Origin of the sequence: Dysosmobacter sp. HCP28S3_G4 (assembly GCF_052065175.1) — a bacterium.
Lineage (GTDB): Bacteria > Bacillota > Clostridia > Oscillospirales > Oscillospiraceae > Oscillibacter.
In genome coordinates this window covers 21,197-46,854 of sequence record NZ_JBQHUP010000005.1, presented here as the reverse complement: position 1 = coordinate 46,854, position 25,658 = coordinate 21,197, and the positions used below count along the sequence as shown (strand labels likewise).

25 protein-coding genes are annotated in these 25,658 nt (G+C 62.4%); 19 read left to right on the top strand and 6 right to left on the bottom strand.

Annotated elements, in window-relative coordinates:
* Nucleotides 1-41 precede the first annotated feature (41 nt).
* The 10 genes from uvrB to ACTNBU_RS02410 all read left to right on the top strand — a co-directional run bounded on the left by uvrB (nt 42) and on the right by ACTNBU_RS02410 (nt 12,220).
* Nucleotides 42-2,015 carry an excinuclease ABC subunit UvrB gene (gene uvrB, locus ACTNBU_RS02455; protein WP_441030366.1) on the top strand — a complete coding sequence of 658 codons (1,974 nt, stop codon included), beginning with the start codon at nt 42-44 and terminating at the stop codon, nt 2,013-2,015.
* A gap of 147 nt (nt 2,016-2,162) precedes the next feature.
* Nucleotides 2,163-2,540 (top strand): MmcQ/YjbR family DNA-binding protein, encoded by a 378-nt coding sequence (locus tag ACTNBU_RS02450; RefSeq protein WP_441030364.1) that lies wholly within the window; start codon nt 2,163-2,165, stop codon nt 2,538-2,540.
* Nucleotides 2,541-2,551: 11 nt separating this feature from the next.
* Nucleotides 2,552-3,430: a DMT family transporter gene (locus ACTNBU_RS02445; RefSeq protein WP_441030363.1), complete on the top strand. Its 879-nt coding sequence runs from the start codon at nt 2,552-2,554 to the stop codon at nt 3,428-3,430.
* 5 nt (nt 3,431-3,435) lie between these two features.
* Nucleotides 3,436-3,945 carry a Cys-tRNA(Pro) deacylase gene (ybaK, locus tag ACTNBU_RS02440; RefSeq protein ID WP_441030361.1) on the top strand — a complete coding sequence of 170 codons (510 nt, stop codon included), beginning with the start codon at nt 3,436-3,438 and terminating at the stop codon, nt 3,943-3,945.
* On the top strand, nt 3,942-4,355 hold the full coding sequence (locus tag ACTNBU_RS02435; RefSeq protein ID WP_441030359.1) for a hypothetical protein: 414 nt from the start codon (nt 3,942-3,944) through the stop codon (nt 4,353-4,355). Before ybaK ends, ACTNBU_RS02435 begins: the two co-directional genes overlap by 4 nt.
* A gap of 43 nt (nt 4,356-4,398) precedes the next feature.
* Entirely contained in the window at nt 4,399-7,227 is a 2,829-nt protein-coding gene (gene uvrA, locus ACTNBU_RS02430) for an excinuclease ABC subunit UvrA (protein WP_441030357.1), read from the top strand.
* Nucleotides 7,228-7,389: 162 nt separating this feature from the next.
* Nucleotides 7,390-8,289, top strand: a complete 900-nt coding sequence (era, locus tag ACTNBU_RS02425; RefSeq protein ID WP_441030355.1) for a GTPase Era — start codon at nt 7,390-7,392, stop codon at nt 8,287-8,289.
* Nucleotides 8,290-8,543: 254 nt separating this feature from the next.
* Nucleotides 8,544-9,320, top strand: coding sequence for a DNA repair protein RecO (recO, locus tag ACTNBU_RS02420; protein WP_441030353.1), 777 nt, complete (start codon nt 8,544-8,546; stop codon nt 9,318-9,320).
* Nucleotides 9,321-9,368: 48 nt separating this feature from the next.
* Nucleotides 9,369-9,803, top strand: a complete 435-nt coding sequence (locus ACTNBU_RS02415) for a hypothetical protein (RefSeq protein ID WP_441030351.1) — start codon at nt 9,369-9,371, stop codon at nt 9,801-9,803.
* Nucleotides 9,804-9,832: 29 nt separating this feature from the next.
* On the top strand, nt 9,833-12,220 hold the full coding sequence (locus ACTNBU_RS02410; RefSeq protein ID WP_441030349.1) for an endonuclease MutS2: 2,388 nt from the start codon (nt 9,833-9,835) through the stop codon (nt 12,218-12,220).
* Nucleotides 12,221-12,510: 290 nt separating this feature from the next.
* Here ACTNBU_RS02410 and ACTNBU_RS02405 read toward each other — a convergent pair whose 3' ends face one another.
* From ACTNBU_RS02405 to ACTNBU_RS02385, 5 genes are all read right to left on the bottom strand, one after another.
* Nucleotides 12,511-13,233 carry an amino acid ABC transporter ATP-binding protein gene (locus tag ACTNBU_RS02405; protein ID WP_441030347.1) on the bottom strand — a complete coding sequence of 241 codons (723 nt, stop codon included), beginning with the start codon at nt 13,231-13,233 and terminating at the stop codon, nt 12,511-12,513.
* Entirely contained in the window at nt 13,220-13,996 is a 777-nt protein-coding gene (locus ACTNBU_RS02400) for an amino acid ABC transporter permease (protein WP_441030345.1), read from the bottom strand. Before ACTNBU_RS02400 ends, ACTNBU_RS02405 begins: the two co-directional genes overlap by 14 nt.
* 74 nt (nt 13,997-14,070) lie before the next feature.
* Nucleotides 14,071-14,931, bottom strand: coding sequence for an ABC transporter substrate-binding protein (locus tag ACTNBU_RS02395; RefSeq protein WP_441030431.1), 861 nt, complete (start codon nt 14,929-14,931; stop codon nt 14,071-14,073).
* Between the two features lie 308 nt (nt 14,932-15,239).
* Nucleotides 15,240-16,991 (bottom strand): Na/Pi cotransporter family protein, encoded by a 1,752-nt coding sequence (locus ACTNBU_RS02390; RefSeq protein WP_441030343.1) that lies wholly within the window; start codon nt 16,989-16,991, stop codon nt 15,240-15,242.
* 235 nt (nt 16,992-17,226) lie between these two features.
* On the bottom strand, nt 17,227-18,090 hold the full coding sequence (locus ACTNBU_RS02385) for a patatin-like phospholipase family protein (protein ID WP_441030341.1): 864 nt from the start codon (nt 18,088-18,090) through the stop codon (nt 17,227-17,229).
* Nucleotides 18,091-18,308: 218 nt separating this feature from the next.
* On the opposite strand from ACTNBU_RS02385, the gene ACTNBU_RS02380 reads away from it, so the two are divergent.
* The 7 genes from ACTNBU_RS02380 to ACTNBU_RS02350 all read left to right on the top strand — a co-directional run bounded on the left by ACTNBU_RS02380 (nt 18,309) and on the right by ACTNBU_RS02350 (nt 23,709).
* Nucleotides 18,309-18,674 carry an arsenate reductase family protein gene (locus ACTNBU_RS02380; RefSeq protein ID WP_441030429.1) on the top strand — a complete coding sequence of 122 codons (366 nt, stop codon included), beginning with the start codon at nt 18,309-18,311 and terminating at the stop codon, nt 18,672-18,674.
* Between the two features lie 150 nt (nt 18,675-18,824).
* A complete protein-coding gene (locus ACTNBU_RS02375) occupies nt 18,825-19,256 on the top strand; it encodes a cell division protein SepF (protein WP_441030339.1) in 432 nt (143 codons plus the stop codon).
* 3 nt (nt 19,257-19,259) lie between these two features.
* Nucleotides 19,260-19,769 (top strand): GreA/GreB family elongation factor, encoded by a 510-nt coding sequence (locus ACTNBU_RS02370; protein ID WP_441030337.1) that lies wholly within the window; start codon nt 19,260-19,262, stop codon nt 19,767-19,769.
* A 166-nt stretch (nt 19,770-19,935) separates the two neighbouring features.
* A complete protein-coding gene (locus ACTNBU_RS02365; protein WP_441030335.1) occupies nt 19,936-20,766 on the top strand; it encodes a deoxyribonuclease IV in 831 nt (276 codons plus the stop codon).
* Nucleotides 20,767-20,800: 34 nt separating this feature from the next.
* Nucleotides 20,801-21,568 carry a sulfite exporter TauE/SafE family protein gene (locus tag ACTNBU_RS02360; protein WP_441030333.1) on the top strand — a complete coding sequence of 256 codons (768 nt, stop codon included), beginning with the start codon at nt 20,801-20,803 and terminating at the stop codon, nt 21,566-21,568.
* Nucleotides 21,569-21,891: 323 nt separating this feature from the next.
* Nucleotides 21,892-23,241 (top strand): MATE family efflux transporter, encoded by a 1,350-nt coding sequence (locus ACTNBU_RS02355; protein ID WP_441030331.1) that lies wholly within the window; start codon nt 21,892-21,894, stop codon nt 23,239-23,241.
* A gap of 21 nt (nt 23,242-23,262) precedes the next feature.
* Nucleotides 23,263-23,709: a GNAT family N-acetyltransferase gene (locus ACTNBU_RS02350; protein ID WP_441030329.1), complete on the top strand. Its 447-nt coding sequence runs from the start codon at nt 23,263-23,265 to the stop codon at nt 23,707-23,709.
* A gap of 82 nt (nt 23,710-23,791) precedes the next feature.
* Here the strand turns inward: ACTNBU_RS02350 and ACTNBU_RS02345 are convergent, their stop codons facing one another.
* Nucleotides 23,792-24,448, bottom strand: coding sequence for an HAD hydrolase-like protein (locus ACTNBU_RS02345; protein WP_441030327.1), 657 nt, complete (start codon nt 24,446-24,448; stop codon nt 23,792-23,794).
* A gap of 180 nt (nt 24,449-24,628) precedes the next feature.
* Between ACTNBU_RS02345 and ACTNBU_RS02340 the strand changes: the two genes are divergently transcribed.
* Nucleotides 24,629-24,853: a helix-turn-helix domain-containing protein gene (locus ACTNBU_RS02340; RefSeq protein WP_441030325.1), complete on the top strand. Its 225-nt coding sequence runs from the start codon at nt 24,629-24,631 to the stop codon at nt 24,851-24,853.
* A gap of 4 nt (nt 24,854-24,857) precedes the next feature.
* The gene (locus tag ACTNBU_RS02335) at nt 24,858-25,568 is read left to right on the top strand and encodes a ComF family protein (protein ID WP_441030323.1); all 711 of its coding nucleotides are present in this window, start codon (nt 24,858-24,860) and stop codon (nt 25,566-25,568) included.
* Nucleotides 25,569-25,658: the final 90 nt, after the last annotated feature.

Below are 25,658 nucleotides of genomic sequence, written 5' to 3'. Positions count from 1 at the left end.
GACGGCCTGCCCGCCATTTCCTGTGTGCTGGAGGAGTGACTATGCCGAAATTCAAAGTTCACGCGCCATATGAGCCCTCCGGCGACCAGCCGGAGGCCATCGAGGCCCTGGCCCAGGGCGTCCTCAACGGACTGGATGAACAGGTGCTGCTGGGCGTCACCGGTTCCGGCAAGACCTTCACCATGGCCAAGGTCATCGAAAAGGTCCAGCGCCCCACCCTGGTGCTGGCCCACAACAAGACCCTGGCGGCCCAGCTCTGCTCCGAGTTCAAGGAGTTCTTCCCGGAGAACGCGGTGGAGTATTTCGTCAGCTATTACGACTACTATCAGCCGGAGGCCTATATCCCCCACACGGATACCTACATCGCCAAGGACGCCTCCACCAACGAGGAGATCGACCGGCTGCGGCTGTCCGCCACCTTCTCCCTGCTGGAACGGCGGGACGTCATCGTGGTGGCGTCCGTCAGCTGCATCTACGGTCTGGGCGAGCCGGAGGACTTTGCCGGTATGGCCATCTCCCTTCGGGCGGGGACGGAGTACAGCCGGGAGCTGCTGCTGCGGAAGCTGGTGGAGAGCCGCTACGAGCGCAATGACATCGCCTTTGAGCGGAACATGTTCCGGGTCCGGGGCGACACGGTGGAGATCTATCCCGCCTACTACAAGGACCGGGCCGTCCGGGTGGAGTTCTTCGGGGACGAGATCGACCGCATCAGCGAGTTCTCTCCCATCACCGGCGTGGCGGAGAAGAATCTGGCCCACATCGTCATCTACCCCGCCAGTCACTACGTCACCACCCAGGACAAGATGGACCGGGCCGTGGAGGAGATCCGCAGGGAGCTGGACGAGCAGGTCCGGTACTTTACGGACAATAACCAGCTGGTGGAGGCCCAGCGCATCCGCCAGCGCACGGAGTACGACATGGAGATGATGAAGGAGCTGGGCTACTGCACCGGCATCGAGAACTACTCCCGGGTCATCTCCGGCCGTCCGGTGGGGTCGGCGCCCATGACGCTGCTGGACTTTTTTCCCAAGGACTTCCTGCTGTTCGTGGACGAGAGCCACGTGACGCTGCCCCAGGTCCGGGCCATGTACAACGGCGACCACGCCCGGAAGGACTCACTGGTGAAATACGGCTTCCGCCTGCCCTGCGCCTACGACAACCGGCCTCTGAAGTTCGAGGAGTTCGCGGAGCGCATCAACCAGGCCGTCTACGTGTCCGCCACCCCCGGCGAGTACGAGCGCCAGCGGGCGGGACAGGTGGTGGAGCAGGTCATCCGTCCCACGGGTCTGCTGGACCCGGTGGTGGAGGTCCGGCCTGTAGAGGGGCAGATCGACGACCTCATCGGCGAGATCAACCAGCGTGCCGGACGGAACGAGCGGGTGCTGGTGACCACCCTGACCAAGAAAATGGCGGAGGACCTGACGGAGTACTTCCGGAACGCCGGCATCCGGGTGCGGTACATGCACTCCGATGTGGAGACCATCGAGCGCATGGAGATCATCCGGGACCTGCGGCTGGGCGAGTTCGACGTGCTGGTGGGCATCAACCTCCTGCGGGAGGGCCTGGACCTGCCGGAGGTATCCCTGGTGGCGGTGCTGGACGCGGACAAGGAGGGCTTCCTGCGCTCCGAGACATCCCTGATCCAGACCATCGGCCGGGCTGCCCGGAACGCGGAGGGTCTGGTGGTGCTCTACGCCGACCAGATCACCCCGGCCATGCGGGCCGCCATGGATGAGACCGCCCGCCGCCGGGCCATCCAGGACGCCTACAATAAAGAACACGGTATCGTGCCGAAGACCATCATCAAGGGCGTCCGGGACGTGCTGGAGATCTCCAAGTCCACGGACGAGACCGGCGGAAAGAAGAAGCGCCGCAAGACGAAGCTCAGCGACCAGGAGCGTCAGGCGGAGATCGCCAAGCTGGAAAAGGAAATGAAAGAGGCGGCCAAAATGCTGGAGTTCGAGTACGCGGCGATCCTGCGGGACCGGATCATCGAGCTGAAAGGAGACAAGTGAGCCTCTTTCATTTCCACTGTCGGGATCAGCAAAACAGGGCTCCCGCGCGAGCCCAGCGAAGCGGGTCGCGTGAGAAAAGGAGCCGCAGCGAAATGAGAGAGTTTGCGGCGACGCGGCGGCGGACTGTTATTATGAGGAGAATGTCCTATGAAATACGACTGGCTGGACGAATATCTCCTGTCCCTGCCCGGGGCGGAGAAGGATTACAAGCCCGAGTGGCAGTGGTTCCGGTACATGATCCGGGGCAAGCTGTTTGCCGCCGTCTGTTCGCCGGGGCCGGAACACAAGATCTACGGCGGGCACGATCTGGTGAATCTGAAATGCCGGCCGGACAGGGCGGAGCTGCTGCGGGCGGCGCATCCGGAGATCCTGCCGGGCTTTTACACGGACAAACAGAACTGGATCGCCTGCCTGCTGGACGGGGAGCTGCCGGAGGAGACGCTGCGGGAGCTGTGTGGGGAATCCCACCGGCTGGTGCTGGAAAAGCTGCCCAAGTATGTGCAGCGGGAGATCCTGGGAGACTGAGAGGAGTTCATATGGAGGAGACCATCAAGGAACGGAAGAAAAGCGGCGGCGCCTGCGCCTGCATCCTGGCGGCCGCCGCGCTGTGGGGCGTCATCGGACTGTGGAACCGGCGGCTGCTGGCGTCGGGCCTGTCGCCCACCACCATCGTGACGGTGCGGAATTTGGGCGGAATGCTTCTGCTTTCGGCCATCTTCACTGTGAAAGACCGGAACGTGTTCCGGGTGCGGCGGGAGCATCTGAAATACTTCTTCGGCACCGGCGTCATCAGTGTGGTGCTGTTCACCGCGTGCTATTTCTCCTGCCAGAAGATCTGTTCCCTGGCGGTGGCCTCCGTTCTGCTGTACACCGCGCCGTCCTTTGTGGTGATCCTGTCCGCCATTCTCTGGAAGGAGCCGGTCACCGGAAAGAAGCTGACCGCCCTGGGACTGACGCTGGTGGGCTGCGCCTGCGTGTGCGGCCTGTTCTCTGAGGACCTGACCGTCACCGCTACAGGTATCTTGCTGGGACTGGGCGCAGGCTTCTTCTATGCCCTGTACAGCATCTTCGGGCGATACGCCCTGTCCCACTACGACTCCATGACTGTGACGGTCTGGACCTTCCTGTTCGCGGGGCCGGCGTCCCTGGTGTTTCTGCGGCCCGCCGAGCTGGCGGCGCTGACGCCCTCCGCCTGGCTGACGGCGGCGGGACTGGTGGTATTCTCCACAGTGCTGCCTTACATCCTGTATACAAAAGGGCTCAGCCAGGTGGAATCCGGACGGGCCTCCATCATGGCCAGCCTGGAGCCAGTGGTAGCCTCCCTGGCGGGGGTGCTGGTGTTCGGGGAGCCCATGGGGCTTCTGACCGCCGCGGGCATCGCCCTGGTACTGGCGGGCGTTATCATTTTGAGGTGAGATCAATGGCAAAGCATAAGGAAGAAAAGACAAATGTCATGCGGATCCTGGACCAGAGGAAGATCCCCTACACGGCCCGGTTCTATGACGACAGCGAGGGGCCGGAGGGTACCCGGGAGTACGGCGTCCACGTGGCTCAGGCGCTGGGACAGGATCCTGCCCGGGGCTTCAAGACGTTGGTGGCCCGGGGCGCATCCAAGGGCGTCTACGTGTTTGAGGTGCCGGTGGCGGAGAACCTGGATCTGAAGAAAGCCGCCCGGGCGGTGGGGGAGAAGTCCATCGAGCTGCTCCACGTGGCGGAGATCAACGCCGTCACCGGCTATATCCGGGGCGGATGCAGCCCCATCGGTATGAAGAAGCAGTATCCCACGGTGTTCCATGAGACCGTGACGGACTACGATACCGTATTCATCTCCGGCGGAAAGATCGGCGCCCAGGTGGAAGTGGCGCCCAAGGCGCTGCTGGAGCTTCTGCGCGCCGGGACGGCGGATATCATTACGGAGGAAAAGGCATGATGCAGGAGACAGAGGCAAAGCGGATTTTGGAAGAGGCCTTTGAGACACAGCTCCGGACCGCGGGAGGAGCGGATGCGGACTCCCGGTGGATAGAGGACAATCCAGCGGTAAAGAGCTACCGCAAATGCAGGATGTCGGGAAAGAGCGTGTCCGTCAAAGCGAAGAAGGCGCTGTGTGAGACAGCGTGGGAGAAGTTGCGGGGGCTTTGTACGGAATGCGTCCTGAAGGAGCGGGATCATATGGTCCTGCTGGTGGGCAGCGGCTTCCAGAACCGGAATCCTGCCGCCGTGGAACTGTGCTTCCGTGAGGATGCCCTTGAAATCAGCGCCTGGGCAAAAGAGGGACTGATCAACCAGCGCACGGCGGAAAAGGCGGTGAAGGCCTGCCTGTCGGCGCTGGAGCTGGCATGAGCAAATTCGCCTATGCAGACCTGAAAAGGAGAAAACAACATCCATGCAAGACAAAATCGTCGTCAAAGGCGCCAGAGCCAACAACCTGAAAAACATCGACGTCACCATCCCGCGGGACAAGCTGGTGGTGCTGACGGGACTCAGCGGGTCCGGCAAGTCCTCTCTGGCCTTCGATACCATCTACGCCGAGGGGCAGCGGCGGTATGTGGAGTCCCTGTCCTCCTATGCCCGGATGTTCCTGGGACAGATGGACAAGCCGGACGTGGACTATATCGACGGCCTCTCTCCGGCCATCTCCATCGACCAGAAGACCACCAGCAAGAACCCCCGCTCCACTGTGGGCACGGTGACGGAGATCTACGACTACCTCCGTCTGCTGTGGGCCAGAGTGGGCACGCCCCACTGTCCCAAGTGCGGCAAAGAGATCCGCCAGCAGACCATCGACCAGATCATCGACCAGGTGCTGGCCCTGCCGGAGGGCACCCGCATTCAGGTCATGGCCCCGGTGATCCGGGGGAAGAAGGGCGAGTACGCTAAGGTCTTCGAGAACGCCCGGAAGTCCGGCTATGTCCGTGTCCGGGTGGACGGCTCCCTCTATGAGCTGGACGAGGAGATCAAGCTGGAGAAGAACAAAAAGCACAGCATCGAGATCATCGTGGACCGGCTCATCATCCGGCCCGACATCCGCCAGCGGCTGACGGACAGCGTGGAGACGGCCTCCGCCCTGGCGGGGGGCATCGTGGTGGTGAACCTCCTGCGGGAGGAGCAGGATCTGATGTTCTCCCAGAACTATGCCTGCGAGGACTGCGGTATCTCCATCGAGGAGCTGACGCCACGGATGTTCTCCTTCAACAATCCCTTCGGCGCCTGCCCCACCTGCACGGGCCTGGGCTTCCAGCAGAAAGTGGACCCGGATCTGGTGATCCCGGACAAGAATCTGTCCATTCTGGAGGGGGCCATCCAGGCCAGCGGCTGGAACAATATCCGCGGCGACGGCATCTCCCGGATGTACTTCGATGCCCTGGCCAAGAAATATCACTTCTCTCTGTCCACGCCCTGGAAGGAGCTGTCGGAGGAGGTGCGGGACATCATCCTCTACGGCACCGGAGACGAGAAGCTGGAGCTGAAATATGACCAGCCCCGGGGCAAGGGCGTGCTGTATCAGACCTTTGAGGGCATCTGCAACAATCTGGAGCGGCGGTATCTGGAGACCCAGAGCGACGCCTCCAAGCGGGAACTGGAGGAGACCATGTCCAACTGCCCCTGCCCCGCCTGCAAGGGCCGCCGCCTGCGAAAGGAGTCCCTGGCGGTGACGGTGGGGGACATGGACATCCACGCCTTCACGGAGCTGTCCGTGGTGGACGAGCTGAACGTGGTCAACGGCCTGAAGCTGACGAACCAGCAGATGCTCATTGCCGACCGCATCCTGAAGGAGATCCGGAACCGGCTGGGCTTTTTGCAGTCCGTGGGACTGGGGTATCTGACCCTCAGCCGGTCCGCCGCCACGCTGTCCGGCGGCGAGAGCCAGCGGATCCGGCTGGCCACCCAGATCGGCTCCTCCCTGATGGGGGTGCTGTATATTCTGGACGAGCCCTCCATCGGCCTCCACCAGCGGGATAACGACAAGCTGCTGGACACCCTGAAGCGCCTGCGGGATCTGGGCAACACCGTTTTGGTGGTGGAGCACGACGAGGACACCATGCGGGCGGCGGACTATCTCATCGACATCGGCCCCGGCGCCGGCGTCCACGGCGGTCAGGTGGTGGCCGCCGGCACGCCGGAGGAGGTCATGGCCAACCCCGACTCCATCACCGGCCAGTATCTGGCGGGCACCCGGCGCATTGAAGTGCCCAAAGAGCGGCGCGCCGGCAACGGGAAGTTCCTCACCGTGGTGGGAGCCCGTGAGAACAATCTGAAAAACATCACCGTGCAGTTCCCGCTGGGGACCTTCACCGTGGTCACCGGCGTGTCCGGCAGCGGAAAGTCCTCTCTGGTGAACGAGATACTGTTCAAAAAGCTGGGGGCGTCCCTGAACCGGATGAAGGTCCGGCCCGGCAAGTTCACCCGCATGGACGGCCTGGAATATTTGGACAAGGTGGTGGGCATCGACCAGAGCCCCATCGGCAGGACGCCACGGTCCAATCCCGCCACGTACACCGGCGTGTTTGACGACATCCGCACCCTGTTCGCCCAGACCCAGGAGGCCAAGAGCCGGGGCTACGGACCGGGACGGTTCTCCTTCAACGTCCGGGGCGGCCGCTGTGAGGCCTGCTCCGGCGACGGCCTCATCAAGATCGAGATGCACTTCCTGCCGGACATCTTCGTGCCCTGTGAGGTGTGCAAGGGCAGCCGGTACAACCGGGAGACCCTGGAGGTCCGCTACAAGGGGAAGAACATCGCCGAGGTGCTGGACATGACGGCGGAGCAGGCGGCGGACTTCTTCCAGAGCATCCCCAAGATCGCCAACAAGATCCGGACGCTGTGCGACGTGGGCCTGGGCTATGTAAAGCTGGGCCAGTCCTCCACGGAGCTGTCCGGCGGCGAGGCCCAGCGGGTAAAGCTGGCCACGGAACTGAGCAAGCAGGCCACCGGCGGTACCATCTATATTCTGGACGAGCCCACCACCGGCCTCCACGCCGAGGACGTGAAGAAGCTGCTGGAAGTGCTCCAGCGGCTGGTGGACGCGGGGAATACCGTAGTGGTCATTGAGCACAATCTGGACGTCATCAAGTGCGCCGACTGGCTTATCGACCTGGGACCGGAGGGCGGCGACGGCGGCGGAAACATCGTCTGCGCCGGAACCCCGGAGACCGTGGCCGCCTGTGGGGAGAGTTACACCGGACAGTATCTGAAAAAGGTGCTGGAGCGGTGACGTGCCGGGCTTCCCCGGCACTCCCGTGCTCCGCGGGAAAGCATTCCCGGGCAGGACAACCGCCATGACCCTTTATGGGTCTATAAACAAACATGTATTCCCGCGGCGGATGCCGCAAACAATCAATTGCTCAAATGAGAAGAAAGTTGAGGATCACCTGTTATGTCTGAGATCAAAAAAGTTGCCATGGTCACTGTCTGCGGCCGGCCCAACGTGGGCAAATCCAGCCTGACCAACACCCTGGTGGGCGAAAAAGTCGCTATTGTCTCCAACAAGGCCCAGACCACCCGCAACCGCATCTGCGGCGTGGTGAACCGGGGAGACACCCAGTATGTCCTGATGGACACGCCGGGTCTCCACAAGCCCAAGTCTGCCCTGGGGGACTATATGGTGAAGGTGGTCACCTCCAGCCTGTCCGACGTGGACTGCGCATTGCTGCTGGTGGAGCCCATTGCCCATGTGGGCGGGCCGGAGCAGGCACTCATCGACCGCATCCGGGAGGAGAAGATCCCCTGCATCCTGTGCGTCAACAAAATCGACACCGTGAAGCCCGACGAACTGCTGCCGGTCATCGCTGCCTACAACGAGACCTGGGACGGCTTTGACGCCATCATCCCCATCTCCGCCCACACCGGCAGCGGCCTGGACGATCTGATGAAGGAACTGTCCAAATACGCCGTGGAGGGCCCCCAGCTGTTCCCGGACGGACAGACCTCCGACCAGCCGGAGCGGCAGGTCATGGGCGAGATCCTGCGGGAGAAGCTGCTGCTGTGCCTGGACAAGGAGATCCCCCACGGCACCGCCGTGGAGATCACCAAATTCTCCGAGCGGGACAGCGGCGTCATCGATGTGGACGCCACGATCTACTGCGAAAAGGTCAGTCACAAGGGCATCATCATCGGCAAGCAGGGTACCATGCTGAAGAAGATCAGCACCCTGGCCCGTCAGGACATGGAGAAATTCATGGGCACCAAGGTCTATCTGGAGACCTGGGTGAAGGTCAAGGAGAACTGGCGGGAGAACGTCAATTACGTGCGGAGCTTCGGCTACGACGACAACTGAGACGGAGACATCCGTGCCGGTGCCGGTTCGCTTTCCAGTGAGACTTTTCCAGCTATAAAATTCGACGTATTTCGCAGACTATTCCCGTAAGGAGGTCTGCCATATGAGACCGGAAGTGTATTGGGCGCTGTTCTGCGCCACCGGGGCGCCGGAGTACTATCTGCTCTACCGGGAGTTGCTGGAGGCGGAGAGCGGCATGAAGTCCGCGTGACGGCGGGGCCGTGCCCCGCCCTACATAGGAGAGGGGGAACACTGTGGCCGCCGCGCCGTACATCGTTGTAAAAGGCGTCGTCCTCCGGGAGACGGAGACCAAAGAATCGGACAAAATATTGACCCTATTGACCGCTGAACAGGGCAAAATTTCCGTCATCGCCCGGGGCGCCCGGCGGAAGGTCTGCAAATTTGCCGCCGCCGCCCAGCTACTGGCGTTCTCCGAATGGACGCTGTACCGGAAAGGGGATTGGCATTACGCCAACGAGGGCGCAACCATCGAGATGTTCGGCGGGCTGCGGCGGGACCTGACCCGTCTGGCGCTGGGGACCTATTTCGCGGAGCTGACGGAGAGCGTGACCAATCCCGGGGAACCGGCGGCGGCCCTGCTGAGTCATCTGCTCAACGGACTGTACGCCCTGGACAAGCTGAAAAAGCCGGAGAAGCTGGCCAAGGCGGCCTTCGAGTTCCGGCTGCTGTGTCTGGCAGGCTATGAGCCGCTGGCGGACGCCTGCGCCTACTGCGGCTGTCCGGACCCGGAGAAGCCCCTGCTGGACGTGGTGCAGGGCGTGCTGCGGTGCGAAACGTGCGGCGCGGGGGAGACAGGACGCTCCCTGCCGCTGTGCCGGGACTCCCTGGCGGCCCTGCGGCATATCCTGTACGGCGACCCCAAGCGGCTGTACTCCTTCAAGCTGGGGGGCCCGGCTCTGGACCGGCTGGCCGTGGCGTCGGAGGCCTTCACGGAGACCCAGCTGGAGCGGGGCTTCCGGACGCTGGACTTCTATAAGAGCTTACAGCCGCCGGAGGAACTGTCGAAATAGGATACAGTTTGTATAATCTTTTGCCAATTATACGATATGGAACAAAAAATGACAAAATTTGCCTTTGGCCCCTGCCGACTGACGGTGGATGTGAAGCGGACACGGGACTGGTATGCGGCCCACGGGGAAGTCGCTGGGGGCTGTGACTGCGCCTATTGCCGCAACTTCACCGCCGCCGTGGAGACAGTCTCTCCGGAGATCCGGGACTTTTTCGACGCGCTGGGCCTGGATATCCGAAAGCCCCGGGAGGCCATGGAGCTGGGACCCAGGGCGGAAGGACATCGCCTTTACGAGAACTTCTATCACCTGGCGGGGACGCTGGAGACCAACGCCCCGGACCGGTTAGAAATCGGGGAAGCCGAAGTGGGCTTTTCTCCGGACTGTGATCTGCTCCCGGAGGATTTTCCCCGCCCCTGCTTTCAGCTGAACGTGGCCATGGAACTGCCGTGGCTGCTGGAAAATCCTGCGCTGGAAGAACTGTAAAGTAAATCTTCTTTTCGGGAGAATGACTTATGAGCGAATTATTTGAAAAATCCATCCGCACGCTGGAGCTGCCCAGAGTGCTGGCTCTGCTGGCGGATCAGGCCGTCAGCGACGAGGCCAAGCGCCGCTGCGAGAACCTCCGCCCGGAGACGGAGCCGGAGGAGGCGGAGCGTCTCCAGGACCAGACCGAGGCGGCCCGGACCATGATCGGCCTACGGGGCAGCCCGTCCTTCTCCGGCGTGAAGCCGGTGGCGGAGGCTCTGGATCGGGCGGACCGGGGCGGCAGTCTCAACACTCGGGAGCTGCTGACCATCGCGGGTCTGCTGACCTGCGCCCGCCGGACCCGGGAGTATTTCAACGACGATGCGGCGGAGAAGACCGCCATCGACCACCTGTTCCTGTCCCTCCACGGCAACCGCTTTCTGGAGGATCGGATCAAGAGCGCCATTCTGGACGAGGACACCATTGCCGACACTGCCTCCTCCGAGCTGGCGGACATCCGGCGGCACATGCGGGCGGCCCAGGCCAAGAGCCGCCAAATTTTACAGCGTATCATCTCCTCCCCCAGCTACTCCAAGATCTTGCAGGAGAGCATCATCACCCAGCGGGACGGCCGGTTCGTGGTGCCGGTGAAGGCGGAGCACCGGGGAGACATGCCGGGCCTGGTCCACGACATCTCCTCCTCCGGCGCCACGCTGTTCGTGGAGCCCATGGGCGTCGTCCAGGCCAACAATGAGCTCATCGAGCTGGAGGCCAAGGAGAAGAAGGAGATCGAGCGCATTTTGGCGGAGCTGTCCGCCGCCGCCGCGTCCCACAAGGACGACATCCAGTGGGACTACGACGCCCTGGTGCATCTGGATGTCATCTTCGCCAGAGGACAGCTGAGCTACAAGCTGGACTGCGTGCGGCCTGTCATCCGCCGGGACGGCGGCATCCAGCTGCGGAAGGCCCGGCATCCCCTGCTGGACCCGGCCAAGGCCGTGCCCATCGACATCCAGCTGGGAGACACCTTCGACACGCTGGTCATCACCGGCCCCAACACCGGCGGCAAGACCGTCAGTCTAAAGACCCTGGGCCTGCTGTGCCTGATGACCCAGTGCGGCTTGCAGATCCCGGCGGCATCCGGCAGCGCCGTGTCCGTGTTCCGGGCGGTGCTGGCGGATGTGGGCGACGAGCAGAGCATTGAGCAGAGTTTGTCTACTTTCTCGGCACATATGGTCAATATCGTGGCTGTTTTGAAGGAGGCGGACCAGCGGAGCCTGGTGCTGTTCGATGAGCTGGGCGCCGGTACGGACCCGGTGGAGGGCGCGGCGCTGGCCATCGCCATCATTGAGCGGGTGCGTCAGGCGGGGGCCAAGGTGGCTGCCACCACCCACTACGCGGAGCTGAAGACCTTCGCCATGACCACCGCCGGGGTGGAGAACGCCTCCTGCGAATTCGACGTGGAGACCCTGTGCCCCACCTACCGGCTGCTCATCGGCATTCCCGGCAAGTCCAACGCCTTCGCCATCTCCAAGCGGCTGGGCCTGCCGGAAGACGTCATCGACGACGCCAAGCGGCAGATGAGCGGCGAGAGCGTCCGGTTCGAGGACGTGCTGACCCAGCTGGAGGGCAAGCGTCAGGCGCTGGAGAAGAAGCAGGCGGAGATCGACCGCCTGTACGTCCAGCGGGAGACGGACGCCCGGAAGGCCCGGGAGTTCCGGGAGCAGATGGAGCGGGCCAAGGAGAATGCCCGGTCCCGGGGCGAGGCGGAGGCCCGCCGCATCCTGAAGGACGCCCGGGACACCGCTGACAGCGTCTTCGCGGAGCTGAGCGAGATGCGGAAGCGGCAGGCCAGAGCGGAGCGGGCGGAGAATGAGAACGAGGCCCGGGCCAGCCTGTTCCGGACGCTGAACGAGGCGGAGGCTGCCGTGGGCGTCCGGCATGAGGAGCGGGAGCCCATTCCGGCGCCCAGCCGTCCCATCCGGGCGGGGGACCTGGTGGAGCTGCCCGGCGTCCGCCAGCCGGCGGAAGTGGTGTCCGTGGGGAAGGACGGCAGTCTGTCCCTGAAGGCCGGGGCGCTGAAGATGACCGTGAAGGCCAACGAAGTGCGGCTCATCGAGGAGACGGAGCGGAGGAGCAAACAGCCCACCGTCACCATCCGGAAGGGCGCGTCCCAGTCGTTCCGGGCGGCAGCCGCGTCGGAGCTGGATATCCGGGGCATGGAGACCATCGAGGCGGAGACCGTGGTGGAGAACTTCCTGTCCGTCGCCGTCATGGGACGGCTGGAGACCGTTACCATCATCCATGGCAAGGGCACCGGCGCCCTGCGGAAGGCCGTCCACGACATCCTGCGGCGGAACAAATCGGTGAAGTCCTTCCGCCTGGGCGTCTACGGCGAGGGCGAGAGCGGCGTGACGGTTGTAACGCTGAAGTGACGGTTCGCCCGAGCCGAATCGCCGCGGAAGCGGCGTCCAAGCGTTTTGCGGAGCAAAACCTTGCCGCAGGGCGGATTCACTCCGCCCGTCGCGGACAGAATCGCCCCGGAGGGTTCCCATCGGCTGCGCCGATGGGAGGCGGGCGAGAGCGGCGTGACGGTTGTAACGCTGAAGTGACGGTTCGCCCGAGCCGCAAGGTGAGCTGAACGCAATACGGCAGAGATAAACGAAACCGGTTCTCCGGAGCAGCTGCTCCGGAGAACCGGTTTTCTCAGTAAAAGGGAAAGACTTCACAGCACCTTGTCCAGGAAGGACTGCAGACGCTCGCACTTGGGATGGGCGAAGAACTCATGGGGCTCGTTCTGCTCCAGAATGTGGCCGCCCTCCATGAACAGCACACGGCTGCCCACCTCCCGGGCGAAGCCCATCTCATGGGTGACCACCACCATGGTCATGCCCTCGTCGGCCAGCTGCTCCATGACCTCCAGCACCTCGCCCACCATCTCCGGGTCCAGGGCGGAGGTGGGCTCGTCGAACAGCATCACCTTGGGCCGCATGGCCAGCGCCCGGACGATGGCGATGCGCTGCTTCTGTCCGCCGGAGAGCTGGGCGGGATAGGAATCCGCCTTCTCCTCCAGGCCCACCCGCTTCAGCAGCTGAATGGCAGTCTCGTCCGCCTCCTCCTGCTTCATCAGGCCGGTCTGGACGGGAGCCAGGGTGATGTTCTTCTGAATGGTCATGTTGGGGAACAGGTTGAAGTGCTGGAACACCATGCCCATCTGCTGGCGGATGGCGTCGATCTTTACCTTGGGATCGGTGATGGCCGTGCCCTCAAAGGTGATGGTACCGGAGGTGGGGGCCTCCAGCAGATTCAGGCACCGCAGGAACGTGGACTTGCCGGAGCCGGAGGGGCCGATGATGACCACCTTTTCGCCGGGGTAGATGTGCTCGGAGATATTGTCCAGCACCAGATGATCCCCGAAGGACTTGGACAGGTTCTTAACGTCGATCACTTTGACGCAGCCTCCTTTCCAGAATGCCCAGCAGCCAGGTCAGGAACATGACCACCAGCAGGTACATGACGGCGATGCCCATGAAGGGCATCAGGGCCTGATAGGTCTTGGCCTGGATCTGGATGGCCGCCTTGGTCAGGTCCCGCAGGCCGATGACCGTCACCAGGGAGGTGTCCTTGAACAGGGTGATGAACTCATTGCCCAGGGCGGGCAGGATGTTCTTGATGGCCTGGGGGATCACCACGTGGCGCATCACCGGGACGTAGCCCATGCCCAGGGAGCGGCCGGCCTCCATCTGGCCGGGGTCGATGGACATGATGCCGCCCCGGATGATCTCCGACACGTAGGCGCCGGAGTTGATGCCCATGGTCAGCACGGCCACGCCCACCAGATTCCGGCTGGCGGAAAAGATGACGAAGCCCATGATCAGCAGCTGGACCATCATGGGGGTGCCGCGGATGACGGTGGTGTAGAATTTGCAGAGGGCATTCAGCAGGCTCAGCAGGTGATTGGACTGGCCGGGGCGCTGCTGGTCGTGGAGGGTCCGGACCACGGCTACCAGAACGCCCAGAATGATGCCCAGGATCAGGGCGCCGATGGTGACCTCAATGGAGACGCCCAGGCCCTTCAGGTACTGGAGCCAGCGGTCGCCCTCGATGAAGCTCTGATAGAAGTCGTGAAGCATACTGATGTGGAAAGGGATGGACGCTTTGGCGGCGTTCAGCTCCGCGTACTGCGCCATGACAGATTCCCAGAATCCCATGCGTGTTTCTCCTTCCTGTGGATTCCTATGGAAAGGGGGACGGCTTTGCCGCCCCCCCTTACGTGCTGTGCAGTTCAGTCCGCGGTGATGTACTTGTCAACGATGGACTGCACGGTGCCGTCGGCGATCAGCTCCTCCAGCGCGCCGTTGACGGCGTCCAGCAGGGCGTTGTTCTCCTTGGAAATGCCGATGGCGTACTCCTCGGTGACATACTCGGTGTCCAGAATCTTCAGCGTGGGATTGGCTGCTACGAAGGCCTTGGCAGGCTCGTTGTCGATGACCACGGCGTCCACCTTACCGCCCAGCAGCGCCTGGATGGCGGTGGCGCCGTTGGTGTAGGCCACAACGTGGTCCTCACCGTAGCCGCCGTTCTCCGGGGTGTCGGAGCAGTAGATGTAGCCGGTGGTGGCCTCCTGGGTGCCGATCATCTTGTCGTTGGACAGGTCATCCACGGTGGTGATGTCGGAGTCCTCGGGGACGATGACCACCTGGACGCCGGTGGCGTAGGAGGCGGTGAAGTCCACGTTCTGCTTGCGCTCCTCGTTGACCGTCAGACCGGCCATGGCGATGTCGGCCTTGCCGCCCTGGACGGCGTTGATGACGGAACTAAAGTCCATGTCATCCACCACCAGCTCCAGGCCCAGCTTGTCGGCGATGGCGGTGGCAATCTCCACGTCGATGCCCTCGAAGCCGCCGTTGTCGTCGGTCATCTCATAGGGAGGGAACGCGGCGTTGGTGGCCATGTGCAGCTTGCCGGATTCCACGGTAGTAAAGGCGTCTTCCGGCTCAGCGGCGGCGGAGCTGCCGGCAGCGGACGCGGAGGCGGCGGAGGAACCGGCCGCGGGAGTGGAGGCGGCGCCGCTGTTGCTGCTGCCGCAGGCGGCCATGGTCAGGGCCATGGACAGAGCCAGAGCCATTGTCAAAATCTTCTTCATCATAACCAATCATCCTTTTTATTTGGTCTGTCCGCCGGGGGAACGCGCCGGGCGCTGCGCCGTTTTGCAGCTCCCCCCAAGTGGATGGTTGATACCTTAACACGTTCAATTTTCAATGTCAATACTTTATCCACTAAAAAGTGAATAAATATTTGCTAAAAACCAGCCAATATTTAGGCTTTTGTGGAAATAACAAATATTCATGCAAGAACAAAGCGAAAGACCATACAAAATCACCAGTAAAAAATGCAAGAAAGAATGCATAAATGAAAGAGCCGGCCCATTGGGCCGGCTCTTTTGCAGACGAATCAGGGGTTGGGAAGGGTGTAGCGGTTCAGGTCCGCGCGGAGGTCCTGGGAGAATCCTGTGCTCTCGGCCTTGATCTCGTTGACATATGCGTGGGCGCTGATGTTGCTGCCCTTGGATTCGATGACACAGAGGGCAATGTTGGAGCAGTGGTCGGAGACACGTTCGCAGTTGGTCAGGAAGTCGTTGAGGATGAAACCCAGCTGAATGGTGCAGCGGCCGCTCTGCAGGCGCTCGATGTGCCGCAGGCGGATCTCCTCGATGAGGCGGTCGATGGTCTCCTCCAGAGGCTCCACATGGGCGGCAGCCTGGGCGTCGTTCTGGGTGAAGCAGGAGAACGCCTGGTCCAGGATATCCGTCAGGGCGGACACCAGCACGTTCAACTCCGCCCGGGCGTCGTCGGAGAAGGCCAGGCCCTTGTCGTGGAGCTCCTGAGCCGTCTCCTGAAGATTCAGGGCGTGGTCGCCGATGCGTTCGAAGTCGTTGATGGCGTGGAGGAGACGGGCGGCGTCCCGGCCGTCGGCCATGGAGATGTTATGGCGGGAGATCTCCACCAGATAGTTCCCCAGACGGTCCTCGTAGGTGTCCAGCTTGTCCTCATTGTCGTTGATGGCGGCCTCCCGGGAGGAGGAGTACTCGCGGAACTGCTCAATGGACAGCAGCAGGTTTTGGTGAGCCACCTCGGCCATCTGATTGGTCTTGGAGACGCACTCGCTGATGGCGACGCTGGGGGTCCGGAGCAGCAGGGGATCCAGGAAGGCGAAGTCCTGGGACTTGTCCTCACTCTTGACCAAGGTTCGCGCCAGTTTTTCCAGCTGGCGCGAGAAGGGGAGGAGGATGATGGTGGTGAAGACGTTGAAGACGGTGTGGCAGAAGGCGATGCCCACCGCGTTGATGGGATTGTCGATAAAGGTGAACTGCAGGATGGCGTGGGCGCCGTAGAACAGGATCAGGCAGATGGCGGTGCCGATGACGTTGAAGGAGATATGGACCACTGCCACCTGCTTGGCGTTCCGGTTGACGCCAATGGAGCTGATGAGGGCGGTGACGCAGGTGCCGATGTTCTGGCCCATGATGATGGGGATGGCCATGCCGTAGGAGATGCTGCCGGTGAGGGCCAGAGCCTGGAGAATGCCCACCGAGGCGGCGGAGGACTGGATGACGCCGGTGAACACGGCACCCACCAGAACGCCCACCAGGGGATTCTCAAAGGCGGTGAGGATACTGCTGAATTCCGGCATATCCGCCAGAGGCGCCACGGCGTTCTTCATCAGCTCCATGCCGTACATCAGAATGGAGAAGCCCACCATGATGCGGCCCACGTCCCGCTGCTTCTGCTTCTTTCCGCCCATGATGAGGATGACGCCGATGAGGGCGATGGCGGGGGAGAAGTTCTCCGGCTTCAGCAGATTGATCCAGACGTTCTCGCTCTCCAGGCCGGTGAGGGACAGGATCCACGCCGTCAGGGTGGTGCCGATGTTGGAACCCATGATGACGCCGATGGTCTGGCCCAGCTCCATGACGCCGGAGTTTACCAGGCCCACCAGCATCACTGTCACCGCGGAGGAGGACTGAATGGCAATGGTGATGCCGGCACCCAGAAGCAGGCTCTTGAAGGGATTGGAGGTCATCTGCTTCAGCAGACGCTCCAGCTTGCCGCCGGCCATTTTTTCCAGACTTTTGGACATGGTGTGCATACCATAGAGGAAAAAGGCCAGGCCGCCGCAGAGGGTAAGGACAGAAAAGATATCCATAAGAACTCCTTCAGCCGATTGATTTTGATTTTACACAGGGACAATGCGTTGTTTACACAGCGCAGTCTCTACCATTATATATGTAAAATCCATCCGCGAAAAGACACCGCCACTGCGAATCATGTAAAATCTATGTAAAATTTTCAGGGAAGCGGCAGGACGGCGGCGGGGCTCCCGTGTCCGGACAAGGACCGGAAGCCCTCCACGGAGCGGAGAGCCGCCGGTCCGATGGTTTTCACAGGGACGTTCCGTCCGTCCAGAACTCCCGGACCGCCGGAGCGGCCCGACGGCCGGCAAAATAGCCGTCCTGCCACAGGGAGCGGATCTTGGTGAGATCCCGCTCCGTCCGGGAGAAACCGGCGGTAGACTCCGGCGCGATGACGATGACCCGGCCGTCCCGCTCCAGCTGGAACAGCCGCTCCCGGCACTGGTTGTAGGCGTCCGACCGGCGGCGCATGGTGTCCAGAAAGTTGGGATATTTCCGGTACTTACGGTCGATGGCACCCTCCACCTTTTCCGGCTTGCGGAGGAAGGAGCGCTCCCGGGTCAGGACCACCACCACCCGGTCGCAGCCGCAGTCAAAAGCCCGCTGGTAGGGGATGGCGTCGGAACAGCCGCCGTCCAGATAGGGCTGGCCGCCGATGCGGAAGATGGGGAACAGCAGCGGCATGGCGCAGGTGGCCTGGAGGACGGTGAAGTGGTCGTCCCGCCGGGGCACCGGCAGATAGTCCGCCCGGCCGGTGTTCAAATTGGTCACCACCGCCTCCACGGTGCCGGGATAGGCAGCGAAGGTCTCGTAGTCAAAGGGGATCAGCTCATTGGGAATGGTCTCGTAGGAGAAGGTCAGGCCGAAATAGGAGCGGTTCCTGGGGTTCAGCAGGTTGCCGATGCCCATATACCGCCGGTCGTTGGCGTAGTGGCAGACGATGTTCAGGTTCCGCCACTTCTGGCGGGAGAGATAGCTGACGCCGTAGGCGGCACCGGCGGAGACGCCGATCAGGTAGTCCGGCATCAGGCCGGCATCCAGAAACGCGTCGCAGACGCCGGCGGAGAAGATGGTACGGAGAGCGCCGCCCTCCAGGACGATTCCGGTTTTCATAGTTGCCTCCTGTGAGAAGTTGATGATATTGCAGTTAGTATACGCCTTTTCGGGGGAAAAAGAAACGGAAAATTTCTGTGTCACAGGTCCGGACACGGTTGCGGATGGGAAACGTGTATGATAAGATGAATAAGAGACTGGCGGCGGAGATCCCTGCCGCCGTAAACATTCTGCCTGAAAAAGGCCCGGTGGAAGCCGGAGAAGGAGAGCCTGCCATGCTGCTGTTTGTCTGCTATCCCAAATGCACCACCTGCCAGAAGGCCCGGAAATTTCTGGAGAGCCGCGGCACCGCATTCACGGTGCGGGATATCAAGGAGGAACGCCCCATCGAGGCGGAGCTGCTGGACTGGCAGGCCCGGAGCGGTCTGCCCATGAAGAAGTTCTTCAACACCAGCGGCCAGCTGTACCGGGGAATGGGTCTGTCGGAGAAAGTGCCGTCCATGAACAAGGCGGAGATGGCCGCCCTGCTGGCCACCGACGGGATGCTGGTAAAGCGGCCCATCCTGGTGGGCGACGGCTTCGTGCTGGTGGGCTTCCGGCAGGAGAACTGGGAAAAAGCGCTGGAGGCCGCGGAAGGGATCTGAGGGGATCTGCCGACGGGGAGCGTATCTGAAAAGATTTCAGGTTTTCGGCAATTTTATCCTTTACGAACAGCGGAAGTGTGATATACTGGAGAAGAAGATAACGGTTTTATGGAAACCAGACCATGAACCATATTTTAGGAGTGGAGAACTATGAGCTTGATGGAGAATCTGAGACAGTGGGCCCATCCGGATCTGGATGAGGACGACGAGGACATGACCTCGGCTTGGGCGCTGACGGAGCGGACGGAGGAGCGTCCCCGCAGCGGCCGGGAGGTCAGCATCCGCACCACCACCCGCCTGAAGGTGATGATCGCCCAGCCCCGGCGTCTGGAGGATCTGCCCGCGGTGGCCGACGAGCTGAAGGAGGGCATGACCATCATCCTGAATCTGGAGACACTGGAGCGGGATCTGATCCGCCGCATCCTGGATGTGCTCTCCGGCGTGGCCTATGGCCTGGATGCCTCCGTGTCCCGAATCGCGTCCAATACGTATATGATCGTGCCCTTCAACGTGGAGTTCGAGGGCAGCCTAATGGACGAACTGACCAGCAGCGGCGTTCTGGGCGGGGGACTGGATTTCTGAGCCATGTACGACGAACTGACTGAAGTCGACATCCGGAAGATGCAGGAGGAGATCGACTACCGCGTCCGGGAATTGCGCCCCCAGCTCATTGAGGAGGTGCAGACCGCCCGGGCCTTTGGCGATCTCAGCGAGAACTACGAGTACAAATGTGCCAAGCAGGCCAAGAACCGCAACGAGAGCCGCATCCGCTATCTGGAGCGGATGATCCGCACCGCTAAGGTCATTGAGGTGGAGGCGGACGCCGCGGGAGACATGGTGGGGCTGTTCGACAAGGTGACGTTCCTCAACGAAAAGCTGGGCCGGGAGATGACCATTCAGATCGTCACCACCCTGCGGCAGGACGTGATGAAGAACCTGATCAGCAAGGAGTCCCCGGTGGGGAAGGCCCTGATGGGACACCGGGTGGGAGACCGGGTCCTCATTGAGGTGGGGCCGGACCTGAAGTACTGCGCCGTCATCCGAGCCATCGAGAAGGGCACGGACGACGAGAGCCTGGATATCAGCGGATATTGAACGGGAGGGCCGGACATGCGCCGCATGTCCGGCCTGTTTATGCCCGAAAACAGGATTTTCCCGCAAAACAGGGCATTGCCAAGCGGACAGGGGTGTGATACACTGGGCGGTACGAACGCCGTCGAAGGGGCCAACTGGCCCGAAAGCGGCGGAATGGAGGGAACCTATGCTGCATATCGGATGCCATCTGTCCTCATCCGGAGGCTTTCTGGCCATGGGCCGGACGGCACTGGAGCTGGGGGCGGACACCTTTCAGTTTTTCACCCGGAACCCCAGGGGCAGCCGGGCCAAGGATATCGACCCCGCCGACGCGGAGGCGCTGCGGGCCCTGATGGCGGAGCATCACTTCGCAAAAGTCGTGGCCCACGCGCCCTATACCCTGAACCCCTGCTCCGCTGCGGAGAATACCCGGGACTTCGCCCGGCAGACCATGGCCGATGATCTGCGGCGGATGGAGTCCCTGCCGGGACAGTACTACAACTTCCATCCCGGCAGCCATGTGGGCCAGGGAATGGACACCGGCATCCGGCTCATCACCGAAATGCTCAACGGGCTGCTGATGCCGGAGCAGTCCACCACCGTCCTGTTGGAGACCATGGCCGGGAAGGGCAGCGAGGTGGGCGGCCGGTTTGAGGAACTCCGGGCCATTCTGGACGGAGTGACCCTGGGTGAGAAGATGGGCGTGTGCCTGGACACCTGCCATGTCTCCGATGCCGGGTACGACATCATCCACGATCTGGACGGAGTGCTGACGGAGTTCGACCGGATCATCGGCCTAGACCGGCTGAAGGCCATCCATCTGAACGACAGCAAAAATCCCACTGGCAGCCGGAAGGACCGCCATGAGAAGATCGGCCAGGGCTGCATCGGCCTGGAGGCGCTGACCCGGGTGGTGCGGCATCCCGCTCTGCGGGACCTGCCCTTCTGTCTGGAGACGCCCAACGAGCTTCCGGGCTATCAGGCGGAGATCGCCCTGATGCGGCAGGCGGCGGAGTGAGGACCGCCGGAGAGAAAAAGAGGGGGATATCAAGATGAACGAGCTTTTGAGGATGTGCCTGGTGGTGTGTCCGCTGATCTTCCTGGCGGGATTCGTGGACTCCGTGGCAGGCGGCGGAGGACTGATCTCCCTGCCGGCGTATCTGTTCGTGGGCATCCCGGTACATCTGGCGTCGGGCACCAACAAAGTGGTCAACAGCACCGGCACCGCCGTGGCCGCGTGGCGGTATTTCCGAAGCGGAAAGGTGGACCTGCGGGCGGCGGTCTGGGCCGCGGGCGGCGCGCTGGCCGGCGCGGCCGTGGGCGCACGGCTGGCCCTGTGGTTCTCGGAGCGGATGCTCCAGACCTGCGTGCTGGTGGCTCTGCCGGTGGTGGCGGTGATCCTGGTGGTGAAGAAGGACTTCGGCAGGGAGACCGCCGAAAAGGACTGGACAGTCCGGCAGATCCATCTGCTCAGTGTGGTCATCGGCGTGGTCACCGGCATGTACGACGGAATGATCGGCCCGGGCACCGGAACGTTTATGATCATGGCCTTCACCCTGGTGCTGGGTATGGACCTGCTGATGGCCTCCGGCTGCGCCAAGGTGGCCAATCTGGCCTCCAACATTGCCTCCGCCGTGGTGTGGATCATCGGCGGAAAGGTGATGTGGACGCTGGTGCTGCCGGCTGTGGTCTGCTCCATTCTGGGGAGCATCTGCGGCACCCGGTTCGCCATCCGCGGCGGCAGCCAGAAGGTCCGGGGCATGATCTTCGTGGTGCTGGGCCTGCTGTTTGCCAAGATGATCTGGGAGCTGCTGACCTGAGAGCGTCCCAAAACTGTATGGGAACATGGGAGACGGCGCGTGAGAGAACACCTCTCACGCGCCGTTTTGAAGGACTGCGGGCCAGTGCGTTCCATTGCCGCCCTGCCGTCCGTCTGAAAAGAAATCACAAACCAAAACCCGCAATTGACAATCCTGACATGGCGGGATAGGATATACCATGAAAAAATACCGCTAAAAACAGGCGGGGACGGCGGATCTGCTCCCGTCTCCCGCTGACGGAACGAGAAAGGAAACCAAAAATCATGTCAGAACACTCGACCCCGGCCGCCGGAGGAGCGCCCCGGGAAAACAAAATGGGCGTCATGCCAGTGGGAAAGCTGCTGGCCGCCATGGCTGTGCCCATGATGATCTCCATGCTGGTCCAGGCACTGTACAACGTGGTGGACAGCATCTTCGTGGCCCAACTCAGTCAGGACGCCTTCAACGCCGTATCCCTGGCATTCCCCCTCCAGAATCTGATGATCGCCGTGGCCGGCGGCACCGGCGTGGGCATGAACGCCCTGCTGTCCCGCTCCCTGGGAGAGAAGCGGCAGGAGATGGCCGACAAGGCCGCCAATACCGGCATCTTCCTGGCCTTGTGCAGCTTCGCGGTGTTTGCCGCGGCGGGTCTGACCCTCTCCCGGCTCTTCTTCCTGGCCCAGACGGACATCGCCGCCATTGTAGACTACGGCGCCGTCTACGCCCGGATCTGCCTGGGCTGCTCCATCGGCCTGTTCAGCCAGTTCTGCTTTGAGCGGCTGCTCCAATCCACCGGCCGCACCGCCCACGCCATGTGCACCCAGATCCTGGGCGCCGTCATCAACATCATCCTGGACCCTATCCTGATCTTCGGCCTGCTGGGCGCCCCCCGTCTGGAGGTGGCCGGCGCCGCCATCGCCACAGTGACCGGTCAGATCATCGCGGCCATCGCGGCCGTCGTGCTGAACCTCAAATGCAACCCCGATATCCACATCCGCCTCCGGAGCATCCGCTGGGACCGCCGGGTGGCCGGGGAGATCTACCAGGTGGGCATTCCGTCCATCGTCATGCAGTCCATCAGCTCCATCATGGTCTTCGGTATGAACAAGATCCTCATCTCCTTCACCGATGCCGCCACCGCCGCCTTCGGCGCCTACTTCAAGCTCCAGAGCTTCATCTTCATGCCGGTGTTCGGCCTGAACAACGGCATGGTGCCCATCATCGCCTACAACTACGGCGCTGCCCGACTGGACCGGGTGAAGCGGACGGTCAAGCTGACCATCTTCACCGCCGTGGCCATCATGACGCTGGGCTTCGCCCTGTTCCAGCTGTGCCCGGATATCCTGCTGCGGATGTTCAGCGCCTCGGACGAGATGCTGCCCATCGGCGTGGTGGCCCTGCGGGTCATCAGCATTCATTTCCTGCTGGCGGGCTTCGACATCATCGCCGGCTCCGTGTGTCAGGCCATCGGCAATCCCCTGTACAGCCTCACCGCCTCCGTGTGCCGCCAGCTGGCAGTGCTGCTGCCGGCTGCGTGGCTGCTGGCCCAGACCGGACGGCTGGAGTTGGTGTGGCTGTCCTTCCCCATCGCGGAGGTGGTGTCCCTGATCCTCAGCAGCATCTTCCTCCGCCGCACCATGCGGGCCGCGGAGACACGCATCGGCGGCGCGGGGACACGGGAATCGTCCCGCTGAATACATTTTGGAGGTCAAAGCATGGAACTGATCGTCAGGCATTTTTCAGAGCTGAGCCGAGAGGAACTGTTTGAGATCTACAGGCTGCGGGTATCGGTCTTCGTGGTGGAACAGCAGTGCCCCTATCAGGAGATCGACGACGCGGACCGGCTGGCGTACCATGTTTATCTGAAGGACGCGGAGGGCATTCAGGCCTATCTGCGGGTCCTGCCGCCCAAGGCGGTCTTCGACACCGCGGCCATCGGGCGGGTCATTGCGGTGAAGCGGCGGTGCGGCCTGGGCACGGAGATCGTCGCCGCCGGGATCAAGGTCGCCGAAGAGAAATTCGGGGCAACGACCATCAAGATCGAGGCCCAGACATACGCCCGGGGGCTGTATGAAAAGCTGGGCTTCGTCCAGACGTCGGAGGAGTTCCTGGAGGACGGCATCCCCCACATCGGCATGACCTGGACGGCGCCCGGAAACTGACATCGGGAAAACGACACAAAAACGCCATCCGGAAGGGCATTGAACCGTCCTCCGAATGGCGTCTTTCTATTATGCTTTCCGCTTAATGGGTCAGGATGAACTGCTCCAGCTCCTCGGCGGTCTGCGCCACCGCCGCGGCGCCGGCCCCCGCCAGCTCACCGGGGAGGGCATAGCCGAAGAACTCCACACCTGCGCAGTCGATGCCGCAGGCTCGGGCGCCCAGCACGTCGAACTTCCGGTCGCCCACCATGAGGATGGAGGGCTTGTCGGCATCCGTCAGGCCCAGCCGGCGGCAGGCGTCCCGGATGACGTCCTCTTTTTTCCAGTCGTCTCCCGGAGGGCTGCCGGCCATCACCGTCAGATAGGGGGCGAAGCCGAATTTTTCGCAGATGGGAATGCACATGGATTCCGGTTTGGAGGACGCCAGGGCCAGCACATAGCCCTTCTCCTTCAGCCGGGCGCACAGCGCCGCCATCCCCGGTGCGGGGGCATTCTCAAATTTGCCGATGGGGGTGTACCGCTCCCGGTACAGCTCCACGGCCTGAACGGCGTCTTCCCGGGACATGCCGCAGAAGTCCTGGAAGGAGTCCGCCAGGGGAGGACCGATGAACCGCAGCAGGGTCTCTCCGTCGGGAATGGGACGGCCCATTTTCTCCAGGGCGTAGCGAACGCAGTTGACGATGCCCTCCTTGGAGTCCGTCAGGGTGCCGTCCAGATCAAACAGGATGTATTTGTACATTTCACTCACCTCATTCACGCAAAAAGTGTACCATGATTCCGTCCGGGACGCAAGAGGAGGAAACGGCGCAGACAGATAAAATCAGTGGACAAGCGCAGATGCTCAGAATGATTTAGGACAAATAGTCCAAAATAGAGCAGTACAATATGTCCTATCAATAGAATCATCTCGGTGATTCAAATGGATTTGAGGATTCGTGATCTACGCGAGGACAAGGACCTGAAACAGGCGGCGGTGGCGGCGTATCTGCTCTGTGACCAGTCTCTGTACTCCAAATATGAGCGGGGCGAGCGGGAGCTTCCCCTGCGTCTGGCGGTCCGGCTGGCGGAATTCTACGGTGTCAGCGTGGACTATCTGGTGGGGGTGACGGACGAGCAGAGGCCCTACCCCAGAAAGAAGAAGTGACGCCATGGGCCTGAAGGACTGGCTGCTGGACCTGCTGTTCCCGCCTAAGTGCCCCGTCTGCGGCAAAATTCAGGATGCGTCCGGCATCTGTCCGGCCTGCTGGAATGGTCTGTCCAGAACCGAAGGGCCGGAGCAGGAGCAGATTCTGCCTGACGGCTCCCGGTGCGCCGCGCCGCTGTGGTACGAGGATTTGGTGCGGGACTGCTTTCTGCGGCTGAAATTCGGCGGCGTCACCGGCGCCGCCGGGGAACTGGGCGGCCTCGTTGCCGACTGCGCGGCGGAGCATTTTGACGGAGAGTTCGATCTGGTGACCTGGGTGCCGGTGAGCCGGAGGCGCCTGCGGAAGCGGGGCTATGACCAGACGCAGCTGCTGGCGGAGGCCGCCTGCCGCAGCTGGGGCATCCGTCCCGTCCGGCTACTGCGGAAGACGGTCCACAATCGGGCGCAGTCCGGCCTGGAGAACGCGGACGCCCGCCGGAGTAATGTCCACGGCGTCTACCGGGCGGACAGCGCCGCTGTCCGGGGCCGGCGGGTGCTGCTGATCGACGACATCGTCACCACCGGCTCCACCCTGTCCGAGTGCGCAAAAGTCCTGCGGGAGGCCGGCGCAGAGAGCGTGGTCTGTGCCGCCGCGGCCCGGACCCGGCATGGCGGCGCGGTGAAAAGCGATAGAAAAGCGGAGGAAGCGCCCGCCGTTTTTTGCGGAAAAGAATGAAAAAATGTTGTTGCATTCGGCGAAAACTGTCATTATAATGTACCTTGTATGATTGTACGCGGGAAACCGCTCCTATGGTCAACAAAGCTG

Excerpts from the sequence above, each read along its gene's own strand:
- ACTNBU_RS02360 (WP_441030333.1), top strand. The coding sequence starts at position 20,801 with ATGAACGAGCTTTTGAGGATGTGCCTGGTGGTGTGTCCGCTGATCTTC.
- ACTNBU_RS02335 (WP_441030323.1), top strand. The coding sequence starts at position 24,858 with ATGGGCCTGAAGGACTGGCTGCTGGACCTGCTGTTCCCGCCTAAGTGC.
- uvrB (WP_441030366.1), top strand. The coding sequence starts at position 42 with ATGCCGAAATTCAAAGTTCACGCGCCATATGAGCCCTCCGGCGACCAG.
- ybaK (WP_441030361.1), top strand. The coding sequence starts at position 3,436 with ATGGCAAAGCATAAGGAAGAAAAGACAAATGTCATGCGGATCCTGGAC.
- ACTNBU_RS02375 (WP_441030339.1), top strand. The coding sequence starts at position 18,825 with ATGAGCTTGATGGAGAATCTGAGACAGTGGGCCCATCCGGATCTGGAT.
- ACTNBU_RS02350 (WP_441030329.1), top strand. The coding sequence starts at position 23,263 with ATGGAACTGATCGTCAGGCATTTTTCAGAGCTGAGCCGAGAGGAACTG.
- ACTNBU_RS02355 (WP_441030331.1), top strand. The coding sequence starts at position 21,892 with ATGCCAGTGGGAAAGCTGCTGGCCGCCATGGCTGTGCCCATGATGATC.
- era (WP_441030355.1), top strand. The coding sequence starts at position 7,390 with ATGTCTGAGATCAAAAAAGTTGCCATGGTCACTGTCTGCGGCCGGCCC.
- ACTNBU_RS02395 (WP_441030431.1), bottom strand. The coding sequence starts at position 14,931 with ATGAAGAAGATTTTGACAATGGCTCTGGCTCTGTCCATGGCCCTGACC.
- ACTNBU_RS02415 (WP_441030351.1), top strand. The coding sequence starts at position 9,369 with ATGACAAAATTTGCCTTTGGCCCCTGCCGACTGACGGTGGATGTGAAG.
- ACTNBU_RS02370 (WP_441030337.1), top strand. The coding sequence starts at position 19,260 with ATGTACGACGAACTGACTGAAGTCGACATCCGGAAGATGCAGGAGGAG.
- uvrA (WP_441030357.1), top strand. The coding sequence starts at position 4,399 with ATGCAAGACAAAATCGTCGTCAAAGGCGCCAGAGCCAACAACCTGAAA.
- ACTNBU_RS02365 (WP_441030335.1), top strand. The coding sequence starts at position 19,936 with ATGCTGCATATCGGATGCCATCTGTCCTCATCCGGAGGCTTTCTGGCC.
- ACTNBU_RS02390 (WP_441030343.1), bottom strand. The coding sequence starts at position 16,991 with ATGGATATCTTTTCTGTCCTTACCCTCTGCGGCGGCCTGGCCTTTTTC.
- ACTNBU_RS02385 (WP_441030341.1), bottom strand. The coding sequence starts at position 18,090 with ATGAAAACCGGAATCGTCCTGGAGGGCGGCGCTCTCCGTACCATCTTC.
- ACTNBU_RS02445 (WP_441030363.1), top strand. The coding sequence starts at position 2,552 with ATGGAGGAGACCATCAAGGAACGGAAGAAAAGCGGCGGCGCCTGCGCC.
- ACTNBU_RS02410 (WP_441030349.1), top strand. The coding sequence starts at position 9,833 with ATGAGCGAATTATTTGAAAAATCCATCCGCACGCTGGAGCTGCCCAGA.
- ACTNBU_RS02400 (WP_441030345.1), bottom strand. The coding sequence starts at position 13,996 with ATGGGATTCTGGGAATCTGTCATGGCGCAGTACGCGGAGCTGAACGCC.
- ACTNBU_RS02340 (WP_441030325.1), top strand. The coding sequence starts at position 24,629 with ATGGATTTGAGGATTCGTGATCTACGCGAGGACAAGGACCTGAAACAG.
- ACTNBU_RS02450 (WP_441030364.1), top strand. The coding sequence starts at position 2,163 with ATGAAATACGACTGGCTGGACGAATATCTCCTGTCCCTGCCCGGGGCG.
- ACTNBU_RS02435 (WP_441030359.1), top strand. The coding sequence starts at position 3,942 with ATGATGCAGGAGACAGAGGCAAAGCGGATTTTGGAAGAGGCCTTTGAG.
- ACTNBU_RS02345 (WP_441030327.1), bottom strand. The coding sequence starts at position 24,448 with ATGTACAAATACATCCTGTTTGATCTGGACGGCACCCTGACGGACTCC.